Source organism: Inquilinus sp. NPDC058860 (genome assembly GCF_042743185.1).
Lineage (GTDB): Bacteria > Pseudomonadota > Alphaproteobacteria > DSM-16000 > Inquilinaceae > Inquilinus.
The window spans coordinates 1-24,174 of sequence record NZ_JBHYMS010000009.1 but is presented as its reverse complement, the minus strand read 5'-3'; the positions used below and the strand labels follow the sequence as shown (position 1 = coordinate 24,174).

Sequence of the window (24,174 nt, the reverse complement as noted above, 5' to 3'; positions counted from 1 at the left end):
GCTCGGGCTTCGACACCCTGGTCGGCGGGGCCAACAACGACACCCTCATCGGCGGCACCGGCGGCGACAAGCTCTACGGCGGCGCCGGCAACGACGTCTTCGTCTACAACGACCGCGAGTTCGGCAACGACACGATCTTCGACCTCCGGACCGGCGACAAGATCGACCTGCGGGCCATCGGTGTCGGCGATATGGCCAGCCTCCTGCCCTTCATGAAGCAGGATGGCACGGACGTCGTCATCACCTTCGGCTACGATTTCAGCGACGAAAGCATCCGGATCAAGAACGTCACCGTCGACGCGCTGCGCACCGGCAACTTCTTCACCTTCAACACCTCGCCCACGCCGCGCGATCTCACCGCCGGCAGCGGGGACGACTTCCTCTTCGGCGCTGGCGCCGCAGACAGGCTCAACGGCGGCTCGGGCTTCGACACCCTGGTCGGCGGCGCCGGCGACGACGTGCTTCGCGGCGGCACCGGCAGCGACCGGTTCTTCGGCGGCACCGGCAACGACATCGTCACCTATTTCGGCACCGACGATGCCGTCACGGTGAACCTGGCCACCGGCGTCGGCAGCGGCGGCGAGGCGCAGGGCGACACCTTCAACGGCGTCGAGAACGTCTACGGCGGCAAAGCCGGCGACACGCTGACCGGCAATGCCGGCGCCAACATCCTCAAGGGATATGACGGCAGCGACCGGCTCTCCGGCGGGGATGGGAACGACATCCTCAACGGCGGGACCGGCGGCGATGCCATCAATGGCGGGGCCGGCATCGACCTCGTCACCTATTTCGACAGCACCGTGGGCGTGACGGTGAACCTCGCCACCGGCACCGGCAGCGGCGGCACCGCGCATGGCGACACCCTGGCCGCGATCGAGGCCGTCAACGGCTCCACCCATGCCGACACGCTGATCGGCAACAGCGCCGCCAACACCCTGCGCGGGAGCGACGGCAACGATTTCCTCCGCGGCGGTGCGGGCGCCGATATCCTCGATGGCGGCACCGGCGTCGATACGGTCAGCTACACCGACAGCACCAGGGGCGTGACCGTGAACCTGGCCGCGGGCACCGGCAGCGGCGGCACCGCCACCGGCGACACGCTGATCTCCATCGAGGGGGTCAACGGCTCCAACTATGCCGATACGCTGATCGGCAACAGCGTGGCCAACACGCTGACCGGCGGCGGCGGAAAGGACGTGCTGACCGGCGGGGCCGGGGCCGACCGCTTCGTCTTCGGCGCCGGCCACAGCGCGACGGGATCCGCCAACGCCGACCGGATCACCGATTTCAGCCACGCCCAGGGCGACAGGATCGACCTGTCGCTGATCGACGCCAACACCGGGACCGCCGGAAACCAGGCCTTCAGCTTCATCGGCACCGACGCCTATACCGGCGTCGCCGGCCAGTTGCGCTATGTCGTCTCCAACGGCGATGCGGTGATCGCCGGCGACACCAACGGCGACAAGGTCTCCGACTTCAACATCGTGCTCGACAACGTCGGCAGCCTGCAGGCCTCCGACTTCGTTCTGTAACGGCGACAGGCCCGGTGCCGGCCTCGCCGGCACCGGGGATCCTTGCAGCAATCGACGACGTCGCGCATCGCTGGTGGCGTAGGAGTTTTCTCCGGTCGAGGATTGTCGGCACAAGGCGATTGCGATACATTCAACTTACATTAAATATTGTAAGAAAATAAGCATGTTGGATGGCGTTCGTGGAACGGGGATCTGTCGATGACGCCTTGCAGGCGGACCGCAGCCTGCGCCCACACGGCGAGATATCCTTTGTTGTGACATCCTTCCGGAACGGCCGGTGAAGCCGGTCACCCGGTAGGAAGATCGAGGGACTGTCCGCACGCGCGCCCCGGGCGAGGGTGTCCTGCGCGGCGCTGCTACACCCGGTGCCCACGCCGAGGCCGTTCGGCGGGCATTCGATCGAATCTTCAAGGGGGAGACGCGACGATGAATCATGTCGGCGGCAATCTCGACACCGTCATCACCGACGGCAGCCTGCAGGCCTCCGGCTTCGTTTTGTAACGAAGCCGGTGCCCGGCCTTGGGCACCGGGCATCATTGCGGTTGGAACCAATCAACGAAGCCACCGCGTGTGGGAACCGGGCGCTCGGTTCCTATCCCCCGGACGGTGGCGGAAAAGGGGAGAGAACCATGGTGAATCAAATCTACGGGACCCCCGGCGACGACGTCCTTATCGGGACGGATGACGTCGACGAGATCTACGGCTTCGCCGGCGACGATTCGCTCCAGGGCGGCGACGGCAACGACACCCTCGGAGGCGACTCCGGTGCCGACACCCTGTCCGGCGGCGCCGGCATCGACACCGCCGGATACTCCGGCAGCAGCACCGGGGTGACCGTCACTCTCGGCGGCTCAGGCTCGGGCGGCGATGCCCAGGGCGACACCATCGCCGAGGACATCGAGAACCTCCGAGGTTCGGACTATGCCGACATCCTCACCGGCAACGCCGAGGCCAACATCCTCCGTGGCTCCACTGGTAACGACGTGCTGCGCGGCGAAGCCGGTGACGACGTGTTGTTCGGCTACCTCGGTGCGGACGCCTTCTTCGGCGGCGACGGCATCGACACCGTCGACTATAGCGATACCGACATTCCCTATATCACCGGCGCGACCGTGACCATCGGCGGCACCGGCTCCGGCTTCTACGCAGACGGCGACACCATCGCCGATGATATCGAGAACCTCATAGGGACCGAGTATGAGGACGTGTTTGTCGGCAATGCCGGAGCCAACACCCTGCGCAGCGGCGGCGACGACGACGTGCTCAACGGCAATGGCGGCGCCGACACCCTCGACGGCGGCGCTGGCTTCGATCTCGTCAGCTATTACAACAGCGCCCAGGGCGTGACGGTGAACCTGGCCGTCGGCACCGGCAGCGGCGGGACGGCCGAGGGCGATACCCTGATCTCGGTCGAGGCCGTCTACGGCTCCTCCCACGCCGACACCTTGACCGGCGGCGACGGCGACGACGTGTTCCGCGGCGGCGCGGGGGCCGATGACCTCGACGGCGGCGCCGGCACCGATGTCGCCAGCTACGCCGACAGCACCGTGGGCGTGACGGTCAACCTCGCCACGGGAACCGGCAGCAGTGGCACGGCATTCGGCGACACCCTGGTTTCGATCGAGAACATCCACGGTTCAGGCCATGCCGACACCCTGACCGGCAGCGCCGCCGCGAACATCATCACCGGCGCGCGCGGAAAGGACCTGCTGACCGGGGGAGACGGCGCCGACCGCTTCGTCTTCGCCGGCAGCCGCTTCGCCTCCCACCCCTTCGACAGCGCGGTGGGCCGGACCAACGCCGATCGGATCACCGATTTCAGCCACGTCCAGGGGGACCGGATCGACCTGTCGGCGATCAACGCCGATAGCGGCGAAGGCGGCGGCAACGGCAGCTTCACCTTCATCGGCACCGCTGTCTACACCGGCGTCGCCGGCCAGCTGCGCTACGCCCTCTCCGGCAGCGATGCCGTGATCGGCGGCGACGTCGACGGCGACGGCGTCTCGGACTTCAACATCGTGCTCAGCAACGTCGGCAGCCTGCAGGCCTCCGACTTCGTGCTGTAGCCGGCGGCCCGGTGCCGGCGGCCCTGGCACCGGGCGGTCGGGAGCGATCATCGACGCCGCCGCGGGCGGCGACACTAAGGGGAGAGAACCATGGCGAATCGCATCGACGGGACGTCTGGCGACGACACTCTTCTTGGGACGGATCAAGACGACGAGATCTGGGGGTATGAGGGTGATGACCAGCTCCATGGCGAGGCCGGCAACGACCGGCTGATCGGCGGCGCCGGGGCGGATACTCTCGACGGTGGAGTCGGCTACGATACCGCCAGCTATGAAGGAAGCAGCGCCGGCGTCACCGTAGACCTCGGCACCGGCACCGGCTCCGGCGGCGACGCCGAGGGCGACATCCTCACCAACATCGACTACCTCCGGGGCTCGGCCCATGCCGACACGCTCACCGGCACCGACGCAGACTTCGACACCCTGTTTGGCCGCGGCGGCGACGACGTGCTCCGCGGCGAGGGCGGCGACGATCTCCTCTACGGCGAGGACGGGGCAGACAGCCTCTCGGGCGGCGACGACCGCGACTATCTGGACGGCGGCGTGGGCAACGATGTGCTTCACGGCGACGGCGGCGACGATCAGCTCTACGGCCGGGGCGGGGCGGACAGCCTGTCGGGCGGCGACGGCAACGACAGCGTCAGCTACACCTTATCCCAGAGCGGGATCGGCGTGACCGTGAGTCTGGCCACCGGCATCGGCTCCGGCGGCGACGCCGAAGGAGACACCATCGCCGCAGATGTCGAGAATCTCGAAGGGTCGGACTTTGCCGACACGCTCACCGGCAGCGACGTGAACAACAACCTGCGCGGCGGCGGCGGCAACGACGTGCTTCACGGCGGCGGCGGCGGCGACTGGCTCAACGGCGAGAGCGGGCGCAATTCCCTTTCCGGCGGCGACGGCAACGACAGGCTCAGCGTCGAATCCGAAGGCAATACCCTTTCCGGCGGCGATGGCATCGATACCGTCGACTACGCAACCTGGTACGACCAGATCGGCCTGTACGGCGTGACCGTAAACCTCGACGACGGGAACAGCACCGGCGGCGCCATGACTGGGATCGAGAATATCGACGGTTCCGGCTACGCCGACACCCTGATCGGCAACGGCAGCGCCAATGTTCTGCGTGGCTTCGGCGGCGATGATGTCCTCAATGGTCGCGGCGGGGCCGACAGGCTCGACGGCGGCGACGGCCTCGACATCGTCTCCTACTTCGACAGCACCGCGGGCGTGACGGTGAGCCTGGCCACCGGCACCGGCAGAGGCGGTACCGCCGAGGGCGACCGCCTGGCTTCGATCGAAGAGGTCCGCGGCTCCGCCTATGAGGACAGGCTGATCGGCAGCCAAGGCAACGACACCCTCCTGGGCTATGCCAGGAACGACAGCCTTAGCGGCGGCGACGGTGACGACAGGCTCAGCGGTCATTGGGGCTACGACGTCCTCCGGGGCGGCGCCGGGGCCGACGTCCTCGATGGCGGCGGCAGCGACGATTATCTCCAAGGCGGCGCCGGGGCCGATGTCCTCTACGGCGGCGACAATTTCGACAGTTTCGACGAAGCCAGCTATTCCGACAGCACCGCGGGCGTGACGGTGAATCTCGCCACCGGCAGCGGCAGCGGCGGCGACGCCGAGGGCGATCGCCTGGTTTCGATCGAAAGCATCGGCGGCTCCGCCCATGCCGACACCCTGATTGGCAGCAGCGCCTTCGATCGTCTGGTCGGGGCCGACGGCGATGATGTCCTCGAGGGCAACGGCACGGGCGATTCCCTTTCAGGCGGCCGCGGGGGCGACACCCTCCGCGGCGGCGACGGGAACGACGACCTCGGCGGCGACGACGGGGCAGACACCCTGGATGGTGGCGAAGGCTTCGATACCCTCCGCGGCGACGGCGGCGACGATATCCTCCGCGGCGGCGCCGGGACCGACGATTTCTACGGCGACGAAGGGGCCGACGCCCTCGATGGCGGCGAGGACCTCGACTCCGTCGAATACTTCCTCAGCGCCGCAGGTGTGACGGTGAACCTGGCCACCGGCACCGGGAGTGGCGGCACTGCCGAGGGCGACACCTTCATCTCGATCGAAGAGGTCACCGGCTCCAGCTATGCCGATACGCTGACGGGCGGCGGTGGCGCCGAAAGCCTGACCGGGGCCGGCGGCGACGATATCCTCGAAGGCCATGACGGGAACGACCAACTCAGCGGCAGCTTGGGGAACGACACCCTCCGCGGCGGAGGCGGGGACGACGCTCTCGATGGCTTTGAAGGGGCCGACACCCTGGAGGGCGCGGCCGGAAAGGACCTGCTGACCGGCGGAGGCGGCGCCGACCGCTTTGTCTTCGCCGCCGTCGGCGACAGCGCGACGGGGACGACCGATGCCGACCGGATCACCGATTTCAGCGACGCCCAGGGCGACCAGATCGACCTGTCGCCGATCGACGCCAACGGCAGCGGCGCCGGCAGCTTCACCTTCATCGGCACCGCAACCTACACCGGCGTCGCCGGCCAGCTGCGCTACGACGTCATCGGCAGCGACGCCGTGGTCGGCGGCGACACCGACGGCGACGGCGTCTCCGACTTCAACATCGTGCTCGCCAGCGTCGGCAGCCTCCAGGCCTCCGACTTCGTGCTGTAACGGAACCGACCCGGTGCCGGCCGCCCGACATCGGATAACATCGCGCAATTATCGAAACTGCTGCGGACGGGAGCGGAGCGAATGCCGGTTCCGCTCCCGATGCGGTACCACAGGGGGAGAGAGACATGGCGAATCGGATTGACGGGACGTCTGGCGACGACGCCCTTCACGGGACGGATCAAGCCGACGAGATTTATGGCTACGGCGGCGACGACCGGCTGACCGGCGGCGCCGGGGCGGACGTCCTCGACGGCGGTGAAGGCTTCGACACCGTCAGCTACGGCGACAGCACCAAAGGCGTGACGGTGAACCTGGCAACCGGCACCGGCAGCAGCGGCACCGCGTTCGGCGACCACCTGATCTCGATCGAAATGGTCGAGGGCTCCGCCTATGGCGACACCCTGATCGGCAACAGCGATGACAATATCCTCGACGGCGGCGGCGGCCGCGACATCCTCCGCGGCGGCGGCGGGAACGACGTCCTCGAGGGCGGATCCCTGGAGGACACCCTCGACGGCGGCGCCGGGGACGATGTTCTCGCCGGCGGGGACGCGAGCAACACCCTGGACGGCGGGGATGGCCACGATCGTGTCTCGTATGACGGCCTGTTCGGCTCCACGACGGTGAACCTGGCCACCGGCACCGCCAGCAGCGATCGTGGCGTCGATACCCTGATCTCGATCGAGTCCGTCACCGGCGGGTCCGAGGACGACACCCTGATCGGCAATGCCGCCGCCAACACCTTGGCCGGGGGCGGGGGAGCGGACGTGCTGACCGGCGGGGGCGGCGCGGACCGCTTCGTCTCCTCCACGGCGTGGCAAGGCACAGACCGGATCACCGATTTCAGCCATGCCGAGGGAGATCGGATCGACCTGTCGGCGATCGACGCCGACGGCGACAGCGGGGACGGCGACGACAGCTTCACCTTCATCGGCACCGCCGCCTACACCGGCGTTGCCGGCCAGCTGCGCTATACCGTCTCCGGTGGCGATGCCGTGATCGGCGTCGACATCAACGGCGACGGCGTCTCCGACCTCGAGATCGTCCTCGGCGGCGTTTCCGGCCTCCAGGCCTCCGACTTCATCCTGTAGGGACAGCGCGAAAAGGGCCGGCTCTCGCCCGGCCCTTCTCCGTCGGATGCCTACTTGCCCATGCCCTTGTCCCAGGCGGCATGGGTCCAGGCGGCGTCGCCCGGGTCCTTGGTGATCACCGGGTCGCTCTTGCTCGACAGCAGCACCTGCACGGTGCGCTTGTACGCCTCGGGGTCCAGCCAGCCGATCTTGTCGTCCGACACGGTGATCAGCTTGGCGATGTTCTCGGCCATGCGGGTCTGCACCGCGTCGGTGGTCGCGCCCGACGCATCGGCCTCGGCCACGATCTTGCCGGCCTCGTCCGGATGCGCCTTGGCATAGGCCCAGCCCTTGGCCGAGGCCTTGAGGAAGCGGCCCAGCTTGTCGACATAGGCGGGGTCCTTCAGCTTGGAGTCGAGGGCGTACAGCCCGTCCTCCAGCGTCGCCACCCCCTGGTCCTCGTAGTAGAAGGTGATCAGGTCCTTCTCCGGCACGCCGGCGTCGATCACCTGCCAGTATTCGTTGTAGATCATGGTCGAGATGCAGGCCGCCTGGTTCTGCAGCAGCGGGTCGACGTTGAAGCCCTGGCGCAGCACCTTGACGTCCGGGTTCGAGCCCGAGGTCGACAGGCCCAGCTTGCCCATCCAGGACAGGAACGGATACTCGTTGCCGGCGAACCAGACGCCCAGGGTCTTGCCCTTGAAGTCGGCCGGCGACGTGATCCCGCTTTCCTTCTTGCAGGTCAGCATCATGCCGGAGCGGTTGAAGATCTGCGCCACATTGACCAGCGGCACGCCCTTTTCGCGCGCCGCCAGCGCCGCCGGCATCCATTCGACGATGACGTCGGCCCCGCCCGCCGCGATCACCTGCGGCGGCGCGATATCCGGCCCGCCCGGCTTGATCGTGACGTCCAGCCCCTCATCCGTGTAGTAGCCCTTCTCCGCCGCGACGTAATAGCCGCCGAACTGCGCCTGGGTGACCCATTTCAGCTGGATGGTGAAGGGGTCCGCCGCCTGCGCCGGGCCGAAGCCCAGCGCCGCTGCGATCGCGGCCAGTCCCAGAATGGTTTTTTTCATGTGAAGCCTCTCCCGTTCGTCAGACTTTGTTCAGTGTCCCGCTTCCCGCATCGAAGGGTGCCAGAAGGTCGTCGCCCGCTCCACCAGGGCGAGCAGCCCGTAGGAGGCGGAGCCGGCCACGGCCGCGACCAGGATGGTGGCCCAGACCATGTCGACATTCAGCCGCGCCACCTCGGTCGAGATGCGGAAGCCCATGCCGTAGATCGGGGTGCCGAAGAACTCGGCCACGATGGCGCCGATCAGGGCCAGCGTGGCGTTCAGCTTCAGCGCGTTGAAGATGAAGGGCAGCGCGCAGGGCAGCCGCAGCTTCAGCAGGGTCTGCCGGTAGCTGGCAGCGTAGGACCGCATCAGGTCACGCTCCATCGCCCCCGCGGCCTCCAGCCCGGCCAGCGCGTTCACCAGCATCGGGAAGAAGGTCATGACCACGACCACGGCGGCCTTGGAGTGCCAGTCGAAGCCGAACCACATGATCATGATGGGCGCGATGCCGACGATCGGCATGGCCGAGACGGCGGAGCCGAGCGGCAGCAGCCCGCGCTGCAGGAAGGGCGACCGGTCGATCGCCACCGCGGTCAGGAAGCCGGCGCCGGAGCCGATCAGGAAGCCCGGGATCGCCGAGCGGATGAAGGTCTGGACGAAGTCGACCCACAGCGTGTCGGTGCTGGCGGCGAAGCGCGCCCCAATCTGCGACGGCGCCGGCAGCAGGATCTGCGGCACCTGGAAGCCGGTGACCAGCACCTGCCACAGCCACAGCAGCACGGCGCCGAACAGGATCGGCACGGCGATGCCGGCGGCCCGGCCGGGCACCGGCGACAGGCCGTGCAGCGCCGCCCAGGACGCGGCCACCGCCGCCACGATCGGCAGGGCGATCCAGGCGGTGCCGGCGGCGAACACGCCGCCGTCGCCGATCCACCACAGGACGAAGGCAGCGAGCACGAGCGCGACCACGAGCCAGGCGAGGCTGCGGAGAACGCGCCCACTCATCCCCGGCCTCCGCGGCTGGCGATCACGGCGCGCTCGGCCAGGGTGACGGCGAAGACGCAGAGCAGGGCCAGCAGCGCCGCCATCACCAGGGCCGACCACAGCTGGATCATCTGGCCGAAATAGGAGCCGGTCAGCAGCCGCGCGCCGATGCCGGCCTGGGCGCCGGTCGGCAGCTCGCCGACGATGGCGCCCACCAGCGCCAGCGAGATGCCGATCTTCAGGCTGGGGAACAGGAACGGCACCGCCGCCGGCCAGCGCAGCTTCCAGAACAGCTGGGACCCGCTGGCGGAGTAGGTCCGCATCAGGTCGAGCTGCAGCGGATCGGGCGAGCGCAGCCCCTTGACCATGCCGATGGTCACCGGGAAGAAGCTGAGATAGGCGGAGATGATCGATTTCGGCACCACCCCGGTGAGGCCGATATTGCCGAGCACGACCACGATCATCGGCGCGATCGCCAGGATCGGCACGGTCTGGCTGGCGATCACCCAGGGCATCAGCGACCGGTCGAGCGTCGGCACATGGACGATGCCGACGGCAAGGAGGATGCCGAGCAGCGTGCCGAGCACGAAGCCGACCAGGGTCGAGCTCATCGTCACCCAGGCGTGGTAGACGAGGCTGCGGTTGCTGGTGACCGGCCGGCCGACGGTGCTGCCCCAGAGGTCGGTCGCGACCTGGTCCGGCGTCGGCAGCAGTGGCCGGTCCAGCTTCCAGACCGCCTCGAAGAACTGCGCGGTCGTCCAGTCCGGCCCGGCACGGCTCAGCCGCTCCACCGCCTGCGGCGCGTTCAGCCAGAAGGAGCCGAGATACCAGAGGATCAGGAAGGCGCCGAGCACGGTCGCCAGCGGCAGCGCCCGCCCGCCTTTCAGCCGCGCCCAGGTGCCGGGCCGCGCCGGGAGTGATTCGGCGAGGACGGTCATGGGCGGTCCACCCTCATTCGGTGGAGTCGTAGGTTGGGTTCGCGGACAGCGAACCCAACAGAGGCGGCACCAACGGCAAGATGTTGGGTTCGCTCTTGCGAACCCAACCTACAATCCTGTTCCAGCCGGCCCTCATTCGTAGGAATGCCCGGCCCGCAGGCCTTCGCGGACCTGCTGGGCGATGGCGAGGAATTCCGGGGTCTCGCGGATGTCGAGGTCGCGCTGGCGCGGCAGATCGCTGTCGATCACGTCGAGGATCCGGCCCGGCCGCGGCGACATCACCACGATCTTGGAGGACAGGAACACCGCCTCCGGGATCGAATGGGTGACGAAGATCACGGTCAGGCTGGTGCGGTTCCACAGGCCCAGCAGATGGACGTTGAGGTTGTCGCGGGTGATCTCGTCGAGCGCGCCGAACGGCTCGTCCATCAGCAGCAGCTTCGGCTGGAAGCCGAGGGCGCGGGCGATCGACACGCGCTGCTGCATGCCGCCCGAGAGCTGCCAGGGGAACTTCTTCTCGAACTGGTCGAGACCGACGGTGCCGAGCGCCGCCCGCGCCCGCTCCTGCCGCTCCGTCGCCGGCACGCCCATGATCTCCAAGGGCAGCTCGACATTGCGGCGGACATTGCGCCAGGGATAGAGGGCCGGCGCCTGGAACACGTAGCCATAGGCGCGGGCCAGACGCGCCTCTTCCGGCGTCAGCCCGTTCACCGTGACCGAGCCGGCGGTCGGCCGCACCAGATCGGCCACCACCCGCATCAGCGTGGTCTTGCCGCAGCCGGACGGGCCGATCAGCGACACGAACTCGCCCTCGCCGATGGTCAGGTCGACATCCTGCAGCGCCACCACCGGCGCATCTGCGGTCTGGAAGGTCAGGCCGAGGCGCCGGGCCTCGACCACCGGCGGCGCGGCGGACGCCGTCTGCGAGAGATGCTCGGGCCTGACCGCCGACACCGCCATGCCTCAGCCCGCCTTCTGTTCGAGCGAGCGGTCGTAGTCGAGCACGGCGCGCAGCAGCACATTGGCCCCGGCGGCGGCGTGGTCGAACTCGATGCTCTCCTCCTCGTTGTGGCTGATGCCCTCGCGGCACGGCACGAAGATCATCGCGGTCGGCGCCACCCGGGCGATATAGGCCGAATCATGCCCGGGGCCGGAGACGATGCGACGATGGGTGAAGCCGTTCGACCGGGCCGCCGCCTCGACCGCGTCAATGCAGGCCGGGTCGAACTTCACCGCCGGCGAATCCCAGATCGCCTCGACCTTGACCTCGAGCTTCAGCTCGGCCGCGATCCGGTCGATCGCCGCCCGCGCCTCTTTCTCCATCACCCCGATCTTCGCGTCGTCGGGGTTGCGGTAGTCGATGGTGAAGAACACCTCGCCCGGGATCACGTTGCGGCTGTTCGGCCGCACCTCGGCCAGCCCCACCGTGGCGACCGCGTCCGCCGTGGCGTCGCCGACCGCGATCACCGCCTCGATCATCCGGGCGGCGCCGCGCAACGCATCGCGCCGCAGCCGCATCGGGGTGGAGCCGGCATGGCTCTCGCGGCCGGTCACCGTGACCTCGTACCAGCGCATGCCCTGCACGCCGGTGACGACGCCGATCACCTTCTCCTCGGCCTCGAGGATCGGCCCCTGCTCGATATGCAGCTCGAAATGCGCGCCCAGCTTACGCTGGCCGACCGGGACCGAGCCCTTGTAGCCGATCCGCTCCAGCTCGTCGCCGAAGCGCTGGCCGTCGCGGTCCTCGCGGCTGTAGGCGTACTCCTTGGTGAACACCCCGGCGAAGACGCCGGAGGCCAGCATCGCCGGGGCGAAGCGGGAGCCCTCCTCATTGGTCCAGTTGATCACCTCGATCGGCGCGTTGGTCTCGTAGCCGGTGTCGTGCAGCGTGCGCAGCAGCTCCAGCCCCGACAGCACGCCCAGGATGCCGTCGAACTTGCCGCCCGTCGGCTGGGTGTCGAGATGGCTGCCGACGCAGATCGGCGGCAGCGAGTTGTCCCGGCCCGGCCGGCGGGCGAACATGTTGCCGACCTCGTCGACGGTGACGGTGCAGCCGACCGCCTCGCACTGCCGCCGGAACCAGTCCCGCACCTGCTTGTCCAGGTCGGTCAGGGTCAGGCGCTTGACCCCGCCCTTCGGGGTCTTGCCGAACTCGGCGGTCTCCATGATCGCGTCCCAGAGGCGCTGCGGATCGATCTGGATATTTTGCTGCATCGTCACGTCCTTAGGGCCCGATCCCTTCGATCAGGCCGGCTTGCGGATGAAATCGGCCTCGATGGTGGAGGCCGGCTGGCCCGCCACCTCGCGGGTATAGGCCAGCTTCAGATGGGAGCCGTCGACCAGGGTGCGGCGGTAGAGCTGGCGCTCGACCTTGCCGTCCTGGGTGGTTCCGACGACCTCGACCGTCAGGGTCGGGCCGGACAGGCTGGCAGTGGCGTAGGCGCGGTCCGCCGGAACCGAGGCGGTCCAGAAGTTCGGCCGGGTCGAGGACTGGAACACCAGCTCGCGCTCCCGGAACTCCAGCCCGTCGCCGGGCTGGCCGGCCTGGACGTTGCGCCAGAACAGCCGGAAGCCGCCGTCGCCCCGCGGCTCCAGGATCACCGCCGAGGCGCGCTGCACCTCCTCCTCGCTCGCACCGATCCAGGAGCCGGCGAAATCGTCGATCTTGGCTTCCGCCACGGGTCCGGATGCCGGCTCCTTGCTGCCGGCACATCCGGCAAGCGCCGCGGCCATGATCCCCACCAGCACCGCGCGTCGCATGACAGCCATCATTCCCCTCGCTTCTTTTCGTATCGAATGATCGGAAGGGCGCCATCATGACCGATCGCTTCCGAGCCGACGATGCCAAATTGCACCAAAGTAAGGGTTATTCGGCGGCATCCTTGCGCATCGGATTGTTGGGGTGGTGCTGCCAGTTGAGATAGGGCAGGCCGGTGTCGACCGACTGCATGGTGATGCAATTGTCGACCGGGCAGACATGCATGCACAGGTTGCAGCCGACGCACTCCGCCTCGTTGATCTCGTAGCGGCGGCCGCCCTCGGGCGTGCGCAGCGCGAAGATCGACTGGTGCGAGGTGTCCTCGCAGGCGATGTAGCACTTGCCGCACTGGATGCAGGCGTCCTGGTCGATGGCGGCGACCGACTTGAAGTTGATGTTCAGGTCCTGCCATTCGACGAAATTCGGCACCGCCAGCCCCTGGAAGGCGCGGGTGCCGGCGTAGCCCTTCTCGTCCATCCAGTTGGCCAGGCCGGACGACATGTCCTCGACGATCTTGAAGCCATGGGTCATCGCCGCGGTGCAGACCTGGACGTTGGTGGCGCCCAGCGCCATGAACTCCGCCGCGTCGCGCCAGGTCGAGATGCCGCCGATCGCCGAGATCGCCATGCCCTGGCATTCCGGATCGCGCGCGATCTGGCCGACCATGCGCAGCGCGATCGGCTTCACCGCAGGACCGCAATAACCGCCATGGGTGCCCAGGCCGTCGACCGTCGGCGTCGGCGCCATCAGGTCGAGGTCGATCGACACGATCGACTGGATGGTGTTGATCAGCGACACCGCGTCGGCGCCGCCGCGCCTGGCCGCCCGGGCCGGCCCCAGGATGTTGGTGATGTTCGGCGTCAGCTTCACGATCACCGGCATGCGCGTGTACTGCTTGCACCAGCGCGCGACCATCTCGACATATTCCGGCACCTGGCCGACGGCGGAGCCCATGCCGCGCTCCGACATGCCGTGCGGGCAGCCGAAGTTCAGCTCGATGCCGTCGGCGCCGGTGTCCTCGACCAGCGGCAGGATCGACTTCCAGCTCTGCTCCTCGCAGGGCACCATCAGCGACACGATCATCGCCCGGTCCGGCCAGTCGCGCTTGACCTGCTTGATCTCGCGCAGGTTCAGCTCCAGCGGCCGGTCGGTGATCAGCTCGATGTTGTTCAGGCCGGCGACGCGGGTGCCGTTGTAGCTGACCGCGCCGTAGCGGGAGGAGACGTTGACCACCGGCGGGTCCTCGCCCAGCGTCTTCCACACCACCCCGCCCCAGCCGGCGCGGAAGGCGCGGACGACGTTGTACTCCTTGTCCGTCGGCGGCGCCGAGGCCAGCCAGTACGGATTCGGGGACCGGATCCCCAGGAAGTCGTTGCTCAGATCGGCCATGACAGCCTCCAGCTGGTGTTCCCCGGCTCTGCGGCCGCTTTCTCGTCCGACCGGCGGCGCCGGCCGGGTCAAACCGTCAACAGCGCCTCGATCTCGTCCGGCAGCCGGTCGCCGCGGAACGGGTTGCGCACGGTGACGCCGCCCAGCGCCACGCCGTCCGCCATGTCCTCGCTCAGCAGCGTGGTGCAGCCATGGCTGTCGGCGGTCGACAGCAGCATCGCATCCCAGTAGCCGAACCGCGCGGCGGCGGCTTCCCGCGCCGCCGTCATGGTGTTCGCCGTGGTCGGGGCCATGGTGGCGAACAGCTCGATCCAATCGGCGATCTGGGCCGCGGCATGGGCCGCCGGCAACAGGCGCCGGCGCTGCGAGGTGACGTAGAACTCCCCCAACGCCTGGATCGCGAGAACGCAATCCGTCAGCGCGGCGCGCTCGACGATCTCCTTCGCCCGGCTGTGTTTGTCGCCCTCGGCGCTGTCGATCGCATAGATCAGGACGTTGGTGTCCAGGGTGAACCGCCTATCGGTCATGCAGCGCATCCCGGTCGAAAGGCTCCGGCGATTCGCTGCGATATCCATGGGCCATGCGCGCCCGCGTCCGCTCCAGCGCCGCCTGCTGGGGCGGGGTCAGCACGCGCCGGTGCGACACCGGCACGACCCGGGCCACGGGCTCACCGCGGCGGGTGATGACGAATTCCTGGCCGGATTCGACCGCGCGGATCATCTCGGCGAAGCCTTGATTGGCCTCGCGCAGGGTGATGGTGGTGCTGGATCCGTCGCTCATGGCATCGCTCCTCCGAATGCACTACCAATGTAGCACATTCAGCGCCGCAGCGCCCGGTCGATCGACAGCGCCGCCAGCTTGCCGTCCTGCACGGCGCTGACGGTCAGGTCCTGGCCCGGCACGCAGTCGCCGCCGGCCCAGACGCCGGACAGCGAGGTCTGCCGCTCCTCGTTCACGGCGATGCGGTTGCCGGCCATGTCCAGCGTCTCCGCCTCATGCGCGAAGGCCGAGGGCACGAGATACTGGCCGATGGCGGTGAAGACCTGGTCGGCCAGCACGGTGAAGCGGTCGCCGGTGCCGGTCAGGCGATCCTGGGCGTCGAGCTGGGTGTGCTCGAACTCGACCTCCTTCACCGACGGGCCGCGGCCGTTGGCCGGCCAGCCGAGGATGCGGCGTGGCTGGGCCCAGTGCCGGACGGTGACGCCGTTGACCTGGGTCCAGTCCTGCTCTTTCCAGGTGGCGGACATCTGCTCAGGCCCGCGGCGGTAGACCAGCGTCACCTCCTCCGCCCCCAGCCGCTTGGCCTGGGTGGCGGCGTCGATCGCGGTGTTGCCGCCGCCGATCACGACGACGCGGCGGCCGACCGGCACCGATCCCTTGTCCGCGGCCTGGCGCAGCCGGGCGATGAAGTCGACCGCGCTCTCCACCCCGGCCAGGGCCTCGCCGTCGCAGCCGAGCGCGTTGACCGCGTTGTGGCCGAGGCCGAGGAACACGGCGTCAAAGTCGCGGCGCAGCTCGCTCAAGGACACGTCGCGGCCCAGCGCCAGGCCGGTGCGGATCTCGATGCCGCCGATCTCCAGGATATAGGCCAGCTCGGCCTGGGCGAAACCGTCCGCCATCTTGTAGGCGGCCAGGCCGTATTCGTTCAGCCCGCCGCCCTTCGCCTTCGCCTCGAACACCACCACGTCGTGGCCGAGCACGGCGAGGCGGTGGGCGCAGGCGAGGCCGGCCGGGCCGGCGCCGACCACGGCGACGCGCCGGCCGGTCGACGGCGCGCGGCTGAACAGCTGCTCGTTCCGCAGGAAGACATGGTCGGTGGCGTAGCGCTGCAGGGCGCTGATCGCCACCGGCTTCTCCTCCTGGTGGTTGCGGACGCAGGCATCCTCGCACAGCTCCTCGACCGGGCAGACCCGGGCGCACATGCCGCCCATGATGTTGGCGGTCAGGATGGTCTGCGCCGCGCCCCTGACGTTGTCGGTGGCGATGCCCTTGATGAAGGCCGGGATGTCGATCCCGGTCGGGCAGGCCTCGATGCAGGGTGCGTCGTAGCAGAAATAGCAGCGGCTGGATTCGATCAGCGCCGTGCGCCGGTCGAGCGGCGGATGGATCTCCGCGAAGTCCTCGGCGATGCGCTCGGCGCCGAGGCGTCCGGCCGCGATGTCGGATCCCGTCGTCATTCCCAGCCTCCGATGGCCGGCCCGACCGGCCCTCCGCCCGTCGATCCCGACCGTCATGCCCTGGTGCCGCGCCCGGATTCTCCGGTTCTCGCCCGCGGCCCCGCCTCTCCTGACCGAAACGGTATCGAAAACCTGACCAAATGGTCAACTCTATTTTCAACTGATAATCAGTATCATTCTCGGTTGTTGCGCGACGCCGAATCATGCTAGGAACGTTTCGAGAACAGAAACAGCGCGCGGGAGACGGCGCATGGACCGACATGTCCGATGGGCCCCGGCCGACGGCATCGGCCTGGAGCATCTGCGGCTGCACCGCAGCGGCGCCTGGATCCAGGCCGACAGCGTGGTGATCGGCGGCGATGCCGATCACGAGTCCGGCGGCGTCGAGTGGGCGCTGAGCTACGCCATGGTGATGGATTCCGAATGGCGGGTGCGGTCGGTGGCGGTGACCGACCATGCCGGGGACCGGCGGCTGCGGCTTCTGGCCGATGGCGGCGGCGCCTGGACCACCGGCGACGGCACGCCGCTGCCGCAGTTGGACGGTTGCATCGACGTCGACCTGGTGGCGACGCCCTTCACCAACACCCTGCCGATCCGGCGGCTGGGGCTGCAGCCCGGCGAGTCGGCCGAGATCCGGGTGGCGTATCTGGCGCTGCCGGATCTGGCGCCCTTCGCCGCGCCGCAGCGCTACACCGCGCTGGCCCTGCGGCGCTGGCGCTTCGAATCGCTGGACGGCAGCGGCTTCACCGCCGAGATCAGCACCGACGCCAACGAGCTGGTGCTGGACTACCCGGGCCTGTACCGCAGGGTGGGGTGACGACGCCGCGGCGGCACCTCACCCCGAATTCATCTCCGCGCCAGCCTCCTGCAACGCCCCCTCGCCTAGTCTTTGACACTGCGGACGCATGCGTCGGACAGGGGTATCCGGCCGCCCGGCCCTCAGCGTGGCCGGCGGCCGAGGAGGAACGGATGAAAGCGCAGATCCTGGCGGGGGTCGCCGCGGCGGCCCTGCTCTGCGGCGTCGTTCCGGCCCGGGCGGACGATGATCCGCCGGCCCGGGTCGGGCGGCTGGCCGATGTCTCGGGCGTGGTGTCGCTGCGCCCCGACCCGGCCCAGCCCTGGGCGGTGGCCGCCCGCAACCAGCCGGTGACCGCCGGCATGTCGCTGTGGACCGAGCCGCAGGCCCGGGCCGCACTGGAGATCGGCCCGGCCGAGCTGCATCTCGGCGACCAGGCCGAGCTGGACATCCGGCAGCTGGACGACCAGGCCTTCGGCGCCCAGCTGGGCCAGGGGTCGGTCAACGTCGACATCGCCGACCTGCAGGCGGGCGAGACCTGGACGGTCGACACCCCGCGCGGCACGGTCACGCTGGACCGGCCGGGCGAATACCGGATCGACGCCGGCACCACCCAGGACCCGACCCAGGTGGTGGTGTTTTCCGGCGAGGCCCAGGTCGCCGGCGGTCCGGACGGGCCGGTCGACATCCAGGGCGGCGAGACCGGCGTGGTCGGCGGCAGCGGCGATCCGTTCAGCTATACGCTGGCGCAGTCGGCCGACCGCAGCCCGCTCGACGACTGGGCGGACGGCCGGATCCGGGCGGCGTCCGCGGCGCCGCGCTACGTTTCCCGCAACATGACCGGCTACCAGGACCTGGCCGCCGCCGGCACCTGGCACGACACGCCGACCTACGGCACCGTCTGGTACCCGACCGACGTGCCGGCCGGCTGGGTGCCCTACCGTTACGGCCGCTGGGACCATGACGACCGCTGGGGCTGGACCTGGGTCGACGACCAGCCCTGGGGCTTCGCGCCGTTCCACTACGGCCGCTGGGCCTATGTCGACGACCGTTGGGGCTGGGTGCCCGGCCCGGTCGAGGCGCACCCGGTCTACGCCCCCGCCCTGGTCAGCTTCTTCGCCGGCGCCGCGGTCGGCGCCGCCATCACCGTCGCGGCCGACAGCCATCCGATCGGCTGGTACCCGCTGGGGCCGGGCGAGATCTATCGCCCGCCCTACCGGGTCAGCGACACCTATGTCCGGAACGTGAACGTCACCAACATCCGGAACGTCGAGATCAACCGGATCACCGACATCCACAACGGCCCGACCACGATCGTCGAGGGCGGCGCCAACCGCCGCTTCGCCACGGTGGTGCCGGCGCAGGTCCTGGCCGGCCGCCAGCCGGTGGCGCATGCCGCCCTGCCGGTGGCGGCGGACCAGCTGGACCATGCCCGGCTGACCGCGGTCGCGGCCCTGCCGCATCCGGAGACCCCGGCCGCAGGCCAGCCGCCGGCACCGCACCCGGCGCTCGCCCGCGGGCCCGACGCCCTCGGGCCGGGAGGCCACCTGCCGCTGGCCGCCGCCGATCCGAACCGGCCCCACCCGCCGGCGCCGAGCCAGCCGGCCCGGCCGATCGACCATGCAGCGGCGCAGGGCCAGCAAAACCGGCCGGCGCCGGCTGCCCCCGAACAGCACGGCCCGGCCGCTCCGGCCCAGGCGGCAGGGCAGCCGCCCGCGACGCCGGCCGGCAAGCCGCCGGTCCCCGATGCCACCCAGGCCCAGCCGGCGCATCCGCCCCTGCCCGACCGCGGCCAGCGCGGGCCCGAGACGCCGAGCGCAGCCGCCCAGCCCGGTCCCGCATCGCAGGAGCAGCATCCGCCGCTGCCGGAACGCGGCCAGCGGCCGGCCGGCGCGCCGACTCCGACGCCGGCGGCCAGGCCGCCCGCAGCGGCAGCCGTGCCGGCACCGTCGCCCGCACGGCCGCTTGCCGACCATCCCCGGCCGCAGGTCCCGGCCGCGGCCCGGCCGCCGGTACAGCCGCCACACGCTGCCGCCGCGCCGCGACCGGCGCCGCGCATCCTCCAGCCGCAGGCCCATGCCCAGCCGCAGATCCAGCGTCGACCGCCGCCTCCGCCGGCCCGGCGCCCACCGCCGCCGCCGGACAAACGGCAGCAGCAGGACCAGAACTGACCTCGCCCATCCGTAACGGACCCTCACCGCCGGTTATGACGTCCCGAAGCCGCGGTCCTGGCCTGCCCCCGGATTCCCGCTACACTCGCCGCGACCGTTGGTGAGGAGCCCGCATCGTGGATATCAGGCGTCCCTATCTGCTGTTCCTGGGGGATGCCCCCGACCAGCTCGCCGCCAAGACCGCCTATGGCGTGGCGCAGTGGCGCCGCGAGGTCTGCGTCGGCCAGCTGCGGCTGGACGGCTGCCGCGCCACCTGCGGCCTGCCCGACCTGACGCTGGAGGCGGCGGCGGCGCAGGGCGCGCAGACCCTGATCATCGGCGTCGCCAACCGCGGCGGCCGGATCTCGGAGGCCTGGCAGGACACCATGCTGCGGGCGCTCGAGCTCGGCATGGACATCGCCTCGGGCCTGCACAACCGCATCGCCGACCTGCCGGCGGTGGCGGAGCGCGCCAAGGCCCTGGGCCGCAGCCTGTTCGACGTGCGCCACCCGGACCGCGACTTCGACGTCGCCACCGGCGCGCCGCGCCGCGGCCGGCGCCTGCTGACCGTCGGCACCGACTGCTCGGTCGGCAAGATGTTCACCTCGCTGGCGCTGGAGCGCGAGATGAAGGCGCGCGGCTTCAGGGCCGATTTCCGCGCCACCGGCCAGACCGGCATCCTGATCGCCGGCGGCGGCGTCTCGGTCGACGCCGTGGTCGCCGACTTCATCTCCGGCGCCACCGAATGGCTGGCGCCGGAGGCCGAGACCGACCATTGGGACCTGATCGAGGGCCAGGGGTCGCTGTTCCACGCCTCCTATGCCGGCGTGTCGCTCGGCCTGCTGCACGGCGCCCAGGCCGAGGCGCTGGTGATGTGCCACGAGCCCGGGCGGCCGCACATGCGCGGCCTGCCGCATTTCCCCCTGCCCGACCTGGCCGACTGCATCGCGCTGAACGAGCGCTGCGCCCGGCTGACCAACCCGGATGCCAAGGTGGTGGGGCTGGCCTTCAACACCTCGGCGCTGGACCCGGGAGGCGCGGAGCGGGCGCTGAAGGAGGCCGAGGACCGCTTCGGCCTGCCGACGGTAGACCCGGTGCGCACCGGCGTCGCCGCCATCGTCGACCGGCTGCCCGCCCCGGTGGCCGCCTGATGACCGGCCGTCGGCTCTCGGTCCGGCAGGCGGTCTGGCCGATCCGCGGCGTCTTCACCATCTCGCGCGGCAGCCGCACCGAGGCGCGCACCCTGATCGCCGAGATCGCCGCCGGCGGCGCGGTCGGCCGCGGCGAATGCACGCCCTATGCCCGCTACGGCGAGAGCCTGGAGAGCGTGGCGGCCCAGATCGAGAGCGTGGCCCAGGCGATCGCCGACGGCGCCGACCGGCCCGGGCTGGAGGCGCTGCTGCCGCCCGGCGCGGCCCGCAACGCGGTCGACTGCGCGCTGTGGGACCTGGAGGCCAAGCTGGCCGGGGTGCCGGCCTGGGCTGTCGCCGGGATCCCGGAGCCCGGACCGGTCACCACCGTCTACACGCTGAGCCTGGACACGGTGGAGCGGATGGGCGAGGCGGCGCGGCAATCGGCGCACCGGCCGCTGTTGAAGCTGAAGCTGACCGGCGACGGCGACCTGGAACGGGTTCAGGCGGTGCGCGCGAACGCGCCGGCCAGCCGGTTGGTGGTCGACGCCAACGAGGCCTGGTCGATCGGCCATCTCGAGCGCTTCGGCCCGGCCTTCGCCGCGCTCGGCGTCGAGCTGATCGAGCAGCCGCTGAAGGCGTCGGAGGACGACGCGCTCAAGGGCTTCGAGAGCCCGATCCCGCTCTGCGCCGACGAGAGCTGCCACGACACCGCCAGCCTGGATCGCTGCGCCGGCAAATACGCCATGGTCAACATCAAGCTGGACAAGGCCGGCGGGCTGACCGAGGCGCTGCGGCTGCGTGCCGCAGCCCGCGAGCGCGGCTTCGCCGTGATGGTCGGCTGCATGGTCGCCTCCTCCCTCGCCATGGCGCCGGCGACGCTGGTGGCGCAGGGGGCGGAGGTGGTGGATCTGGACGGGCCGCTGCTGCTGGCCCAGGACCACGATCCTGCCCTGCGCTATGACGGCGCCACGGTCTACCCGCCGGAGCCGGCGCTGTGGGGCTGAGGCCAGGCCGGCGGCGCCGCCGCCTGCCGCCCCGGCCCGCTGCGCAAGGCAGGTTTTCCCTTCATCGGTAACGGCCTGACTCGAAATCTGGACGCCCTGCCCCTAGATGATGGAGGCTGTGCTGCGAGGGGCGGACCATGGGCGTCGTGATCGAGAAAGACCATCCGATGACGAGCTGTACCGGCTCACCCACGCTGGACTGGCTGCTCTACGAGGCTCCGGGCATCCGTGACACCGGCCAGCTGCTCGAGGAATTCTGCAACCGCCTGGTCGCCGAAGACGTTCCGGTCGCGCGCGGCCTCGCCATCATTCCGGCCCTCCACCCGCTCTATTTCGGCACCGCCTATATCTGGCGCGGCACCGGCGCGATCGAGCGCCGCCGCGGCCTGTGGGAGAACCGGAACTCGCCCGAATATCAGCAGAGCCCGATCCACGTGGTGATCGAGGAGGGCGCGGACGCGCTGCGCCGCCGCCTGACCGGCCCGAAGGCACAGCTCGACTTCCCGGTGCTGGAGGAGTTCCGCGACGAGGGGCTGACCGACTACGCCCTGTTCGGCCTGGCCTTCACCAGCGGCCGCCGCTCCGCCATCTCGTTCGCCACGCGCGAGGACGGCGGGTTCAGCGAGGCGGCGCTGGAAAAGATCGACCGGCTGATGCCGATCCTGACCCGGCTGATCGAGATCCACACCCTGCGCGCCACCGCGGTCGACCTCCTGGACACCTATGTCGGCCACGACGCCGGCGCCCGCATCCTGAACGGCCAGATCCGCCGCGGCATGTCGGAATCGCTGCACGCCGCGATCTGGTACTGCGACCTGCGCGACTTCACCGCGATGAGCGAGAAGGTCGGGCGCGAGGAGATCGTCGCCTCGCTGGACAGCTATTTCGAGACGATGGCCGCCGCGGTGCAGGAATCCGGCGGCGAGATCCTGAAGTTCATCGGCGACGCCATGCTGGCGATCTTCCCGGTGGACGAGGAGCAGGGCGTGCAGGACGCCGCGTCCAAGGCCCTGGCCGCCGCCGCGGTGGCCGAGCACGGCATGGCCGCGCTCAACGCCAGGCGCGTCGAGGAGGGCCGGCAGGCGCTCGACTACGGCCTGTCGCTGCATATCGGCGAGGTGATGTACGGCAATATCGGCGCCGCCGACCGGCTGGACTTCACCGTCATCGGCCCCGCGGTCAACCTGGCCAGCCGGGTCGAGGCGCTGTGCCGCATCACCGGCCGCCGGCCGCTGATGACCGAGGCCTTCCGCCGCGCGGTCGGGGTCGAGGCCGAGCCGATGGGCCGGTTCAGCCTGCGCGGCGTGTCGGAGGAGCAGGAGGTGTTCAGCCCGGTGCGGCTGCCGCTCCCGGCCAAGGCCGAAGCCGCCGCCGAGTAGTTCAAGGCCCGCCCGACGCCTGCAGGTCCGATCCCGGGACCGCCCCGTCGGCCAGGGCGCGCCGGGCCTCGCCGCGCCGCTCGGCGCCCGAAGGCAGGCCGGGCCCCGGATGCAGCATCCAACCGGCGATGTCGCGCTGCGGCGTGCGCCGGCCGAGGTCGCGCAGCAGCCAGTGCCAGCCGCGGCTGTAGGAGGCGACGACCAGGTCCGGCCGCCGCGGCAGGCGGCGCAGCAGCAGGTTGACCGAGGCCGGCGCCAGCACCTGCTCGTGCTCGCCCAGCAGCACCAGGGTCGGCTCCGGAATCTGCCCCGCCGCGTCGGAGGCGCGGCCCATCAGGTCGACCAGCCCGTCGATCGTGTCGACCCGGGTGGCCCGGATGTAGAGCGGGTCGCGGCCGAGCGCGACCAGCATCGGCACGTTGTCGCTGGCCTGGACGCCGAGGCTGCGTCCGGTGAAGGTCATCGCCGGGATCAGCCGGCGCGTTAGCCACAACGCCACCCGCGGGATGGCGTCCATGCTCTGCCGGCCCCAGGTGGCCGGGGCGGACAGGATCAGCCCGGCCATCGGCGGGTGGTGCGGCCCGGTCGCCGCCAGGATGGCGACGGCGCCGCCCATGCTTTCGCCCAGCAGATAGACCGGCACGCCGGGATAGCGCGCCTCCAGCAGCTGCAGCGCCGTGGCGGCGTCGGCGGCCAGCGTCTCCGCCCCCGGCCAGATGCCGCGCCGGGCGGTGTCGCCGAAGCCGCGCTGGTCGTAGGCATAGGTGGCGATGCCGAGCTGGCCCCAGAACCCGGCGGGATCGTCGAAAGCCCGGCCGTATTCGTTGAAGCCGTGCAGCGCCAGCACCACCGCGCGCGGCCTGTCCACCGGCCCCCAATGCCGCAGCGGCAGGCGGTAGCCGTCGGCCGCGATCACGGCCTCGGTCTCCAGCCGCGGGGTCCCGTTCGACGTCCCCATCGGCTGGATGACGGCCCCGCAGGCGGCGACCAGGAGGAGGGCGAGGCAGGCCAGGAGCCGAGGGGCAATCTTTCTTGTCCCCCCTCCCCTTGCGGGAGGGGGGTAGGGGGAGAGGGTTTGGGCAGCAAGAGCCGATGCCAGAGATGGGCGAGAC

Annotated in this window: 20 protein-coding genes; 9 read left to right on the top strand and 11 right to left on the bottom strand. The window is 70.2% G+C overall.

What is annotated here, in order from left to right:
* The 4 genes from ACFW16_RS08225 to ACFW16_RS08210 form a co-directional block, all read left to right on the top strand.
* Positions 1-1,532 (top strand): calcium-binding protein (locus tag ACFW16_RS08225; RefSeq protein ID WP_380303691.1); only part of this gene is annotated, 1,532 nt, incomplete at its 5' end.
* A 629-nt stretch (positions 1,533-2,161) separates the two neighbouring features.
* Entirely contained in the window at positions 2,162-3,598 is a 1,437-nt protein-coding gene (locus ACFW16_RS08220; RefSeq protein WP_380303689.1) for a calcium-binding protein, read from the top strand.
* 90 nt (positions 3,599-3,688) lie between these two features.
* Positions 3,689-6,229 carry a calcium-binding protein gene (locus tag ACFW16_RS08215; RefSeq protein WP_380303687.1) on the top strand — a complete coding sequence of 847 codons (2,541 nt, stop codon included), beginning with the start codon at positions 3,689-3,691 and terminating at the stop codon, positions 6,227-6,229.
* Positions 6,230-6,354: 125 nt separating this feature from the next.
* Positions 6,355-7,320, top strand: a complete 966-nt coding sequence (locus ACFW16_RS08210) for a calcium-binding protein (RefSeq protein ID WP_380303685.1) — start codon at positions 6,355-6,357, stop codon at positions 7,318-7,320.
* A gap of 50 nt (positions 7,321-7,370) precedes the next feature.
* Here the strand turns inward: ACFW16_RS08210 and ACFW16_RS08205 are convergent, their stop codons facing one another.
* From ACFW16_RS08205 to ACFW16_RS08160, 10 genes are all read right to left on the bottom strand, one after another.
* A complete protein-coding gene (locus ACFW16_RS08205; protein ID WP_380303683.1) occupies positions 7,371-8,375 on the bottom strand; it encodes an ABC transporter substrate-binding protein in 1,005 nt (334 codons plus the stop codon).
* 30 nt (positions 8,376-8,405) lie between these two features.
* Positions 8,406-9,359 (bottom strand): ABC transporter permease, encoded by a 954-nt coding sequence (locus tag ACFW16_RS08200; protein WP_380303681.1) that lies wholly within the window; start codon positions 9,357-9,359, stop codon positions 8,406-8,408.
* Positions 9,356-10,276, bottom strand: a complete 921-nt coding sequence (locus tag ACFW16_RS08195; protein ID WP_380303679.1) for an ABC transporter permease — start codon at positions 10,274-10,276, stop codon at positions 9,356-9,358. The genes ACFW16_RS08200 and ACFW16_RS08195 overlap by 4 nt, the downstream gene beginning before the upstream one ends.
* A gap of 132 nt (positions 10,277-10,408) precedes the next feature.
* A complete protein-coding gene (locus ACFW16_RS08190) occupies positions 10,409-11,236 on the bottom strand; it encodes an ABC transporter ATP-binding protein (protein WP_380303677.1) in 828 nt (275 codons plus the stop codon).
* 3 nt (positions 11,237-11,239) lie between these two features.
* Entirely contained in the window at positions 11,240-12,490 is a 1,251-nt protein-coding gene (locus ACFW16_RS08185; RefSeq protein ID WP_380303675.1) for a Zn-dependent hydrolase, read from the bottom strand.
* A 30-nt stretch (positions 12,491-12,520) separates the two neighbouring features.
* Positions 12,521-13,045 carry a hypothetical protein gene (locus tag ACFW16_RS08180; protein ID WP_380303673.1) on the bottom strand — a complete coding sequence of 175 codons (525 nt, stop codon included), beginning with the start codon at positions 13,043-13,045 and terminating at the stop codon, positions 12,521-12,523.
* Positions 13,046-13,142: 97 nt separating this feature from the next.
* Positions 13,143-14,423: an NAD-dependent dihydropyrimidine dehydrogenase subunit PreA gene (preA, locus tag ACFW16_RS08175; RefSeq protein WP_380303671.1), complete on the bottom strand. Its 1,281-nt coding sequence runs from the start codon at positions 14,421-14,423 to the stop codon at positions 13,143-13,145.
* A 68-nt stretch (positions 14,424-14,491) separates the two neighbouring features.
* Complete coding sequence (locus ACFW16_RS08170) at positions 14,492-14,950, bottom strand: PIN domain-containing protein (RefSeq protein WP_380303669.1); 459 nt, start codon at positions 14,948-14,950, stop codon at positions 14,492-14,494.
* Positions 14,940-15,203 (bottom strand): type II toxin-antitoxin system Phd/YefM family antitoxin, encoded by a 264-nt coding sequence (locus ACFW16_RS08165; protein ID WP_380303667.1) that lies wholly within the window; start codon positions 15,201-15,203, stop codon positions 14,940-14,942. Before ACFW16_RS08165 ends, ACFW16_RS08170 begins: the two co-directional genes overlap by 11 nt.
* Positions 15,204-15,241: 38 nt before the next feature.
* The gene (locus tag ACFW16_RS08160; RefSeq protein ID WP_380303665.1) at positions 15,242-16,600 is read right to left on the bottom strand and encodes an NAD(P)-dependent oxidoreductase; all 1,359 of its coding nucleotides are present in this window, start codon (positions 16,598-16,600) and stop codon (positions 15,242-15,244) included.
* 250 nt (positions 16,601-16,850) lie between these two features.
* On the opposite strand from ACFW16_RS08160, the gene ACFW16_RS08155 reads away from it, so the two are divergent.
* The 5 genes from ACFW16_RS08155 (at position 16,851) to ACFW16_RS08135 (ending at position 23,062) form a co-directional block, all read left to right on the top strand.
* Positions 16,851-17,417: a putative glycolipid-binding domain-containing protein gene (locus ACFW16_RS08155; protein WP_380303663.1), complete on the top strand. Its 567-nt coding sequence runs from the start codon at positions 16,851-16,853 to the stop codon at positions 17,415-17,417.
* Positions 17,418-17,569: 152 nt separating this feature from the next.
* Positions 17,570-19,567 carry a DUF6600 domain-containing protein gene (locus ACFW16_RS08150; RefSeq protein WP_380303661.1) on the top strand — a complete coding sequence of 666 codons (1,998 nt, stop codon included), beginning with the start codon at positions 17,570-17,572 and terminating at the stop codon, positions 19,565-19,567.
* Between the two features lie 116 nt (positions 19,568-19,683).
* On the top strand, positions 19,684-20,697 hold the full coding sequence (dgcN, locus tag ACFW16_RS08145) for an N-acetyltransferase DgcN (protein ID WP_380303659.1): 1,014 nt from the start codon (positions 19,684-19,686) through the stop codon (positions 20,695-20,697).
* Positions 20,697-21,683 carry an N-acetyl-D-Glu racemase DgcA gene (gene dgcA, locus ACFW16_RS08140; protein WP_380303657.1) on the top strand — a complete coding sequence of 329 codons (987 nt, stop codon included), beginning with the start codon at positions 20,697-20,699 and terminating at the stop codon, positions 21,681-21,683. Before dgcN ends, dgcA begins: the two co-directional genes overlap by 1 nt.
* A 167-nt stretch (positions 21,684-21,850) precedes the next feature.
* Positions 21,851-23,062, top strand: coding sequence for an adenylate/guanylate cyclase domain-containing protein (locus ACFW16_RS08135; RefSeq protein ID WP_380303655.1), 1,212 nt, complete (start codon positions 21,851-21,853; stop codon positions 23,060-23,062).
* Position 23,063: 1 nt separating this feature from the next.
* Here ACFW16_RS08135 and ACFW16_RS08130 read toward each other — a convergent pair whose 3' ends face one another.
* Positions 23,064-24,020 carry an alpha/beta fold hydrolase gene (locus tag ACFW16_RS08130; protein ID WP_380303653.1) on the bottom strand — a complete coding sequence of 319 codons (957 nt, stop codon included), beginning with the start codon at positions 24,018-24,020 and terminating at the stop codon, positions 23,064-23,066.
* Between the last annotated feature and the right edge of the window lie 154 nt (positions 24,021-24,174).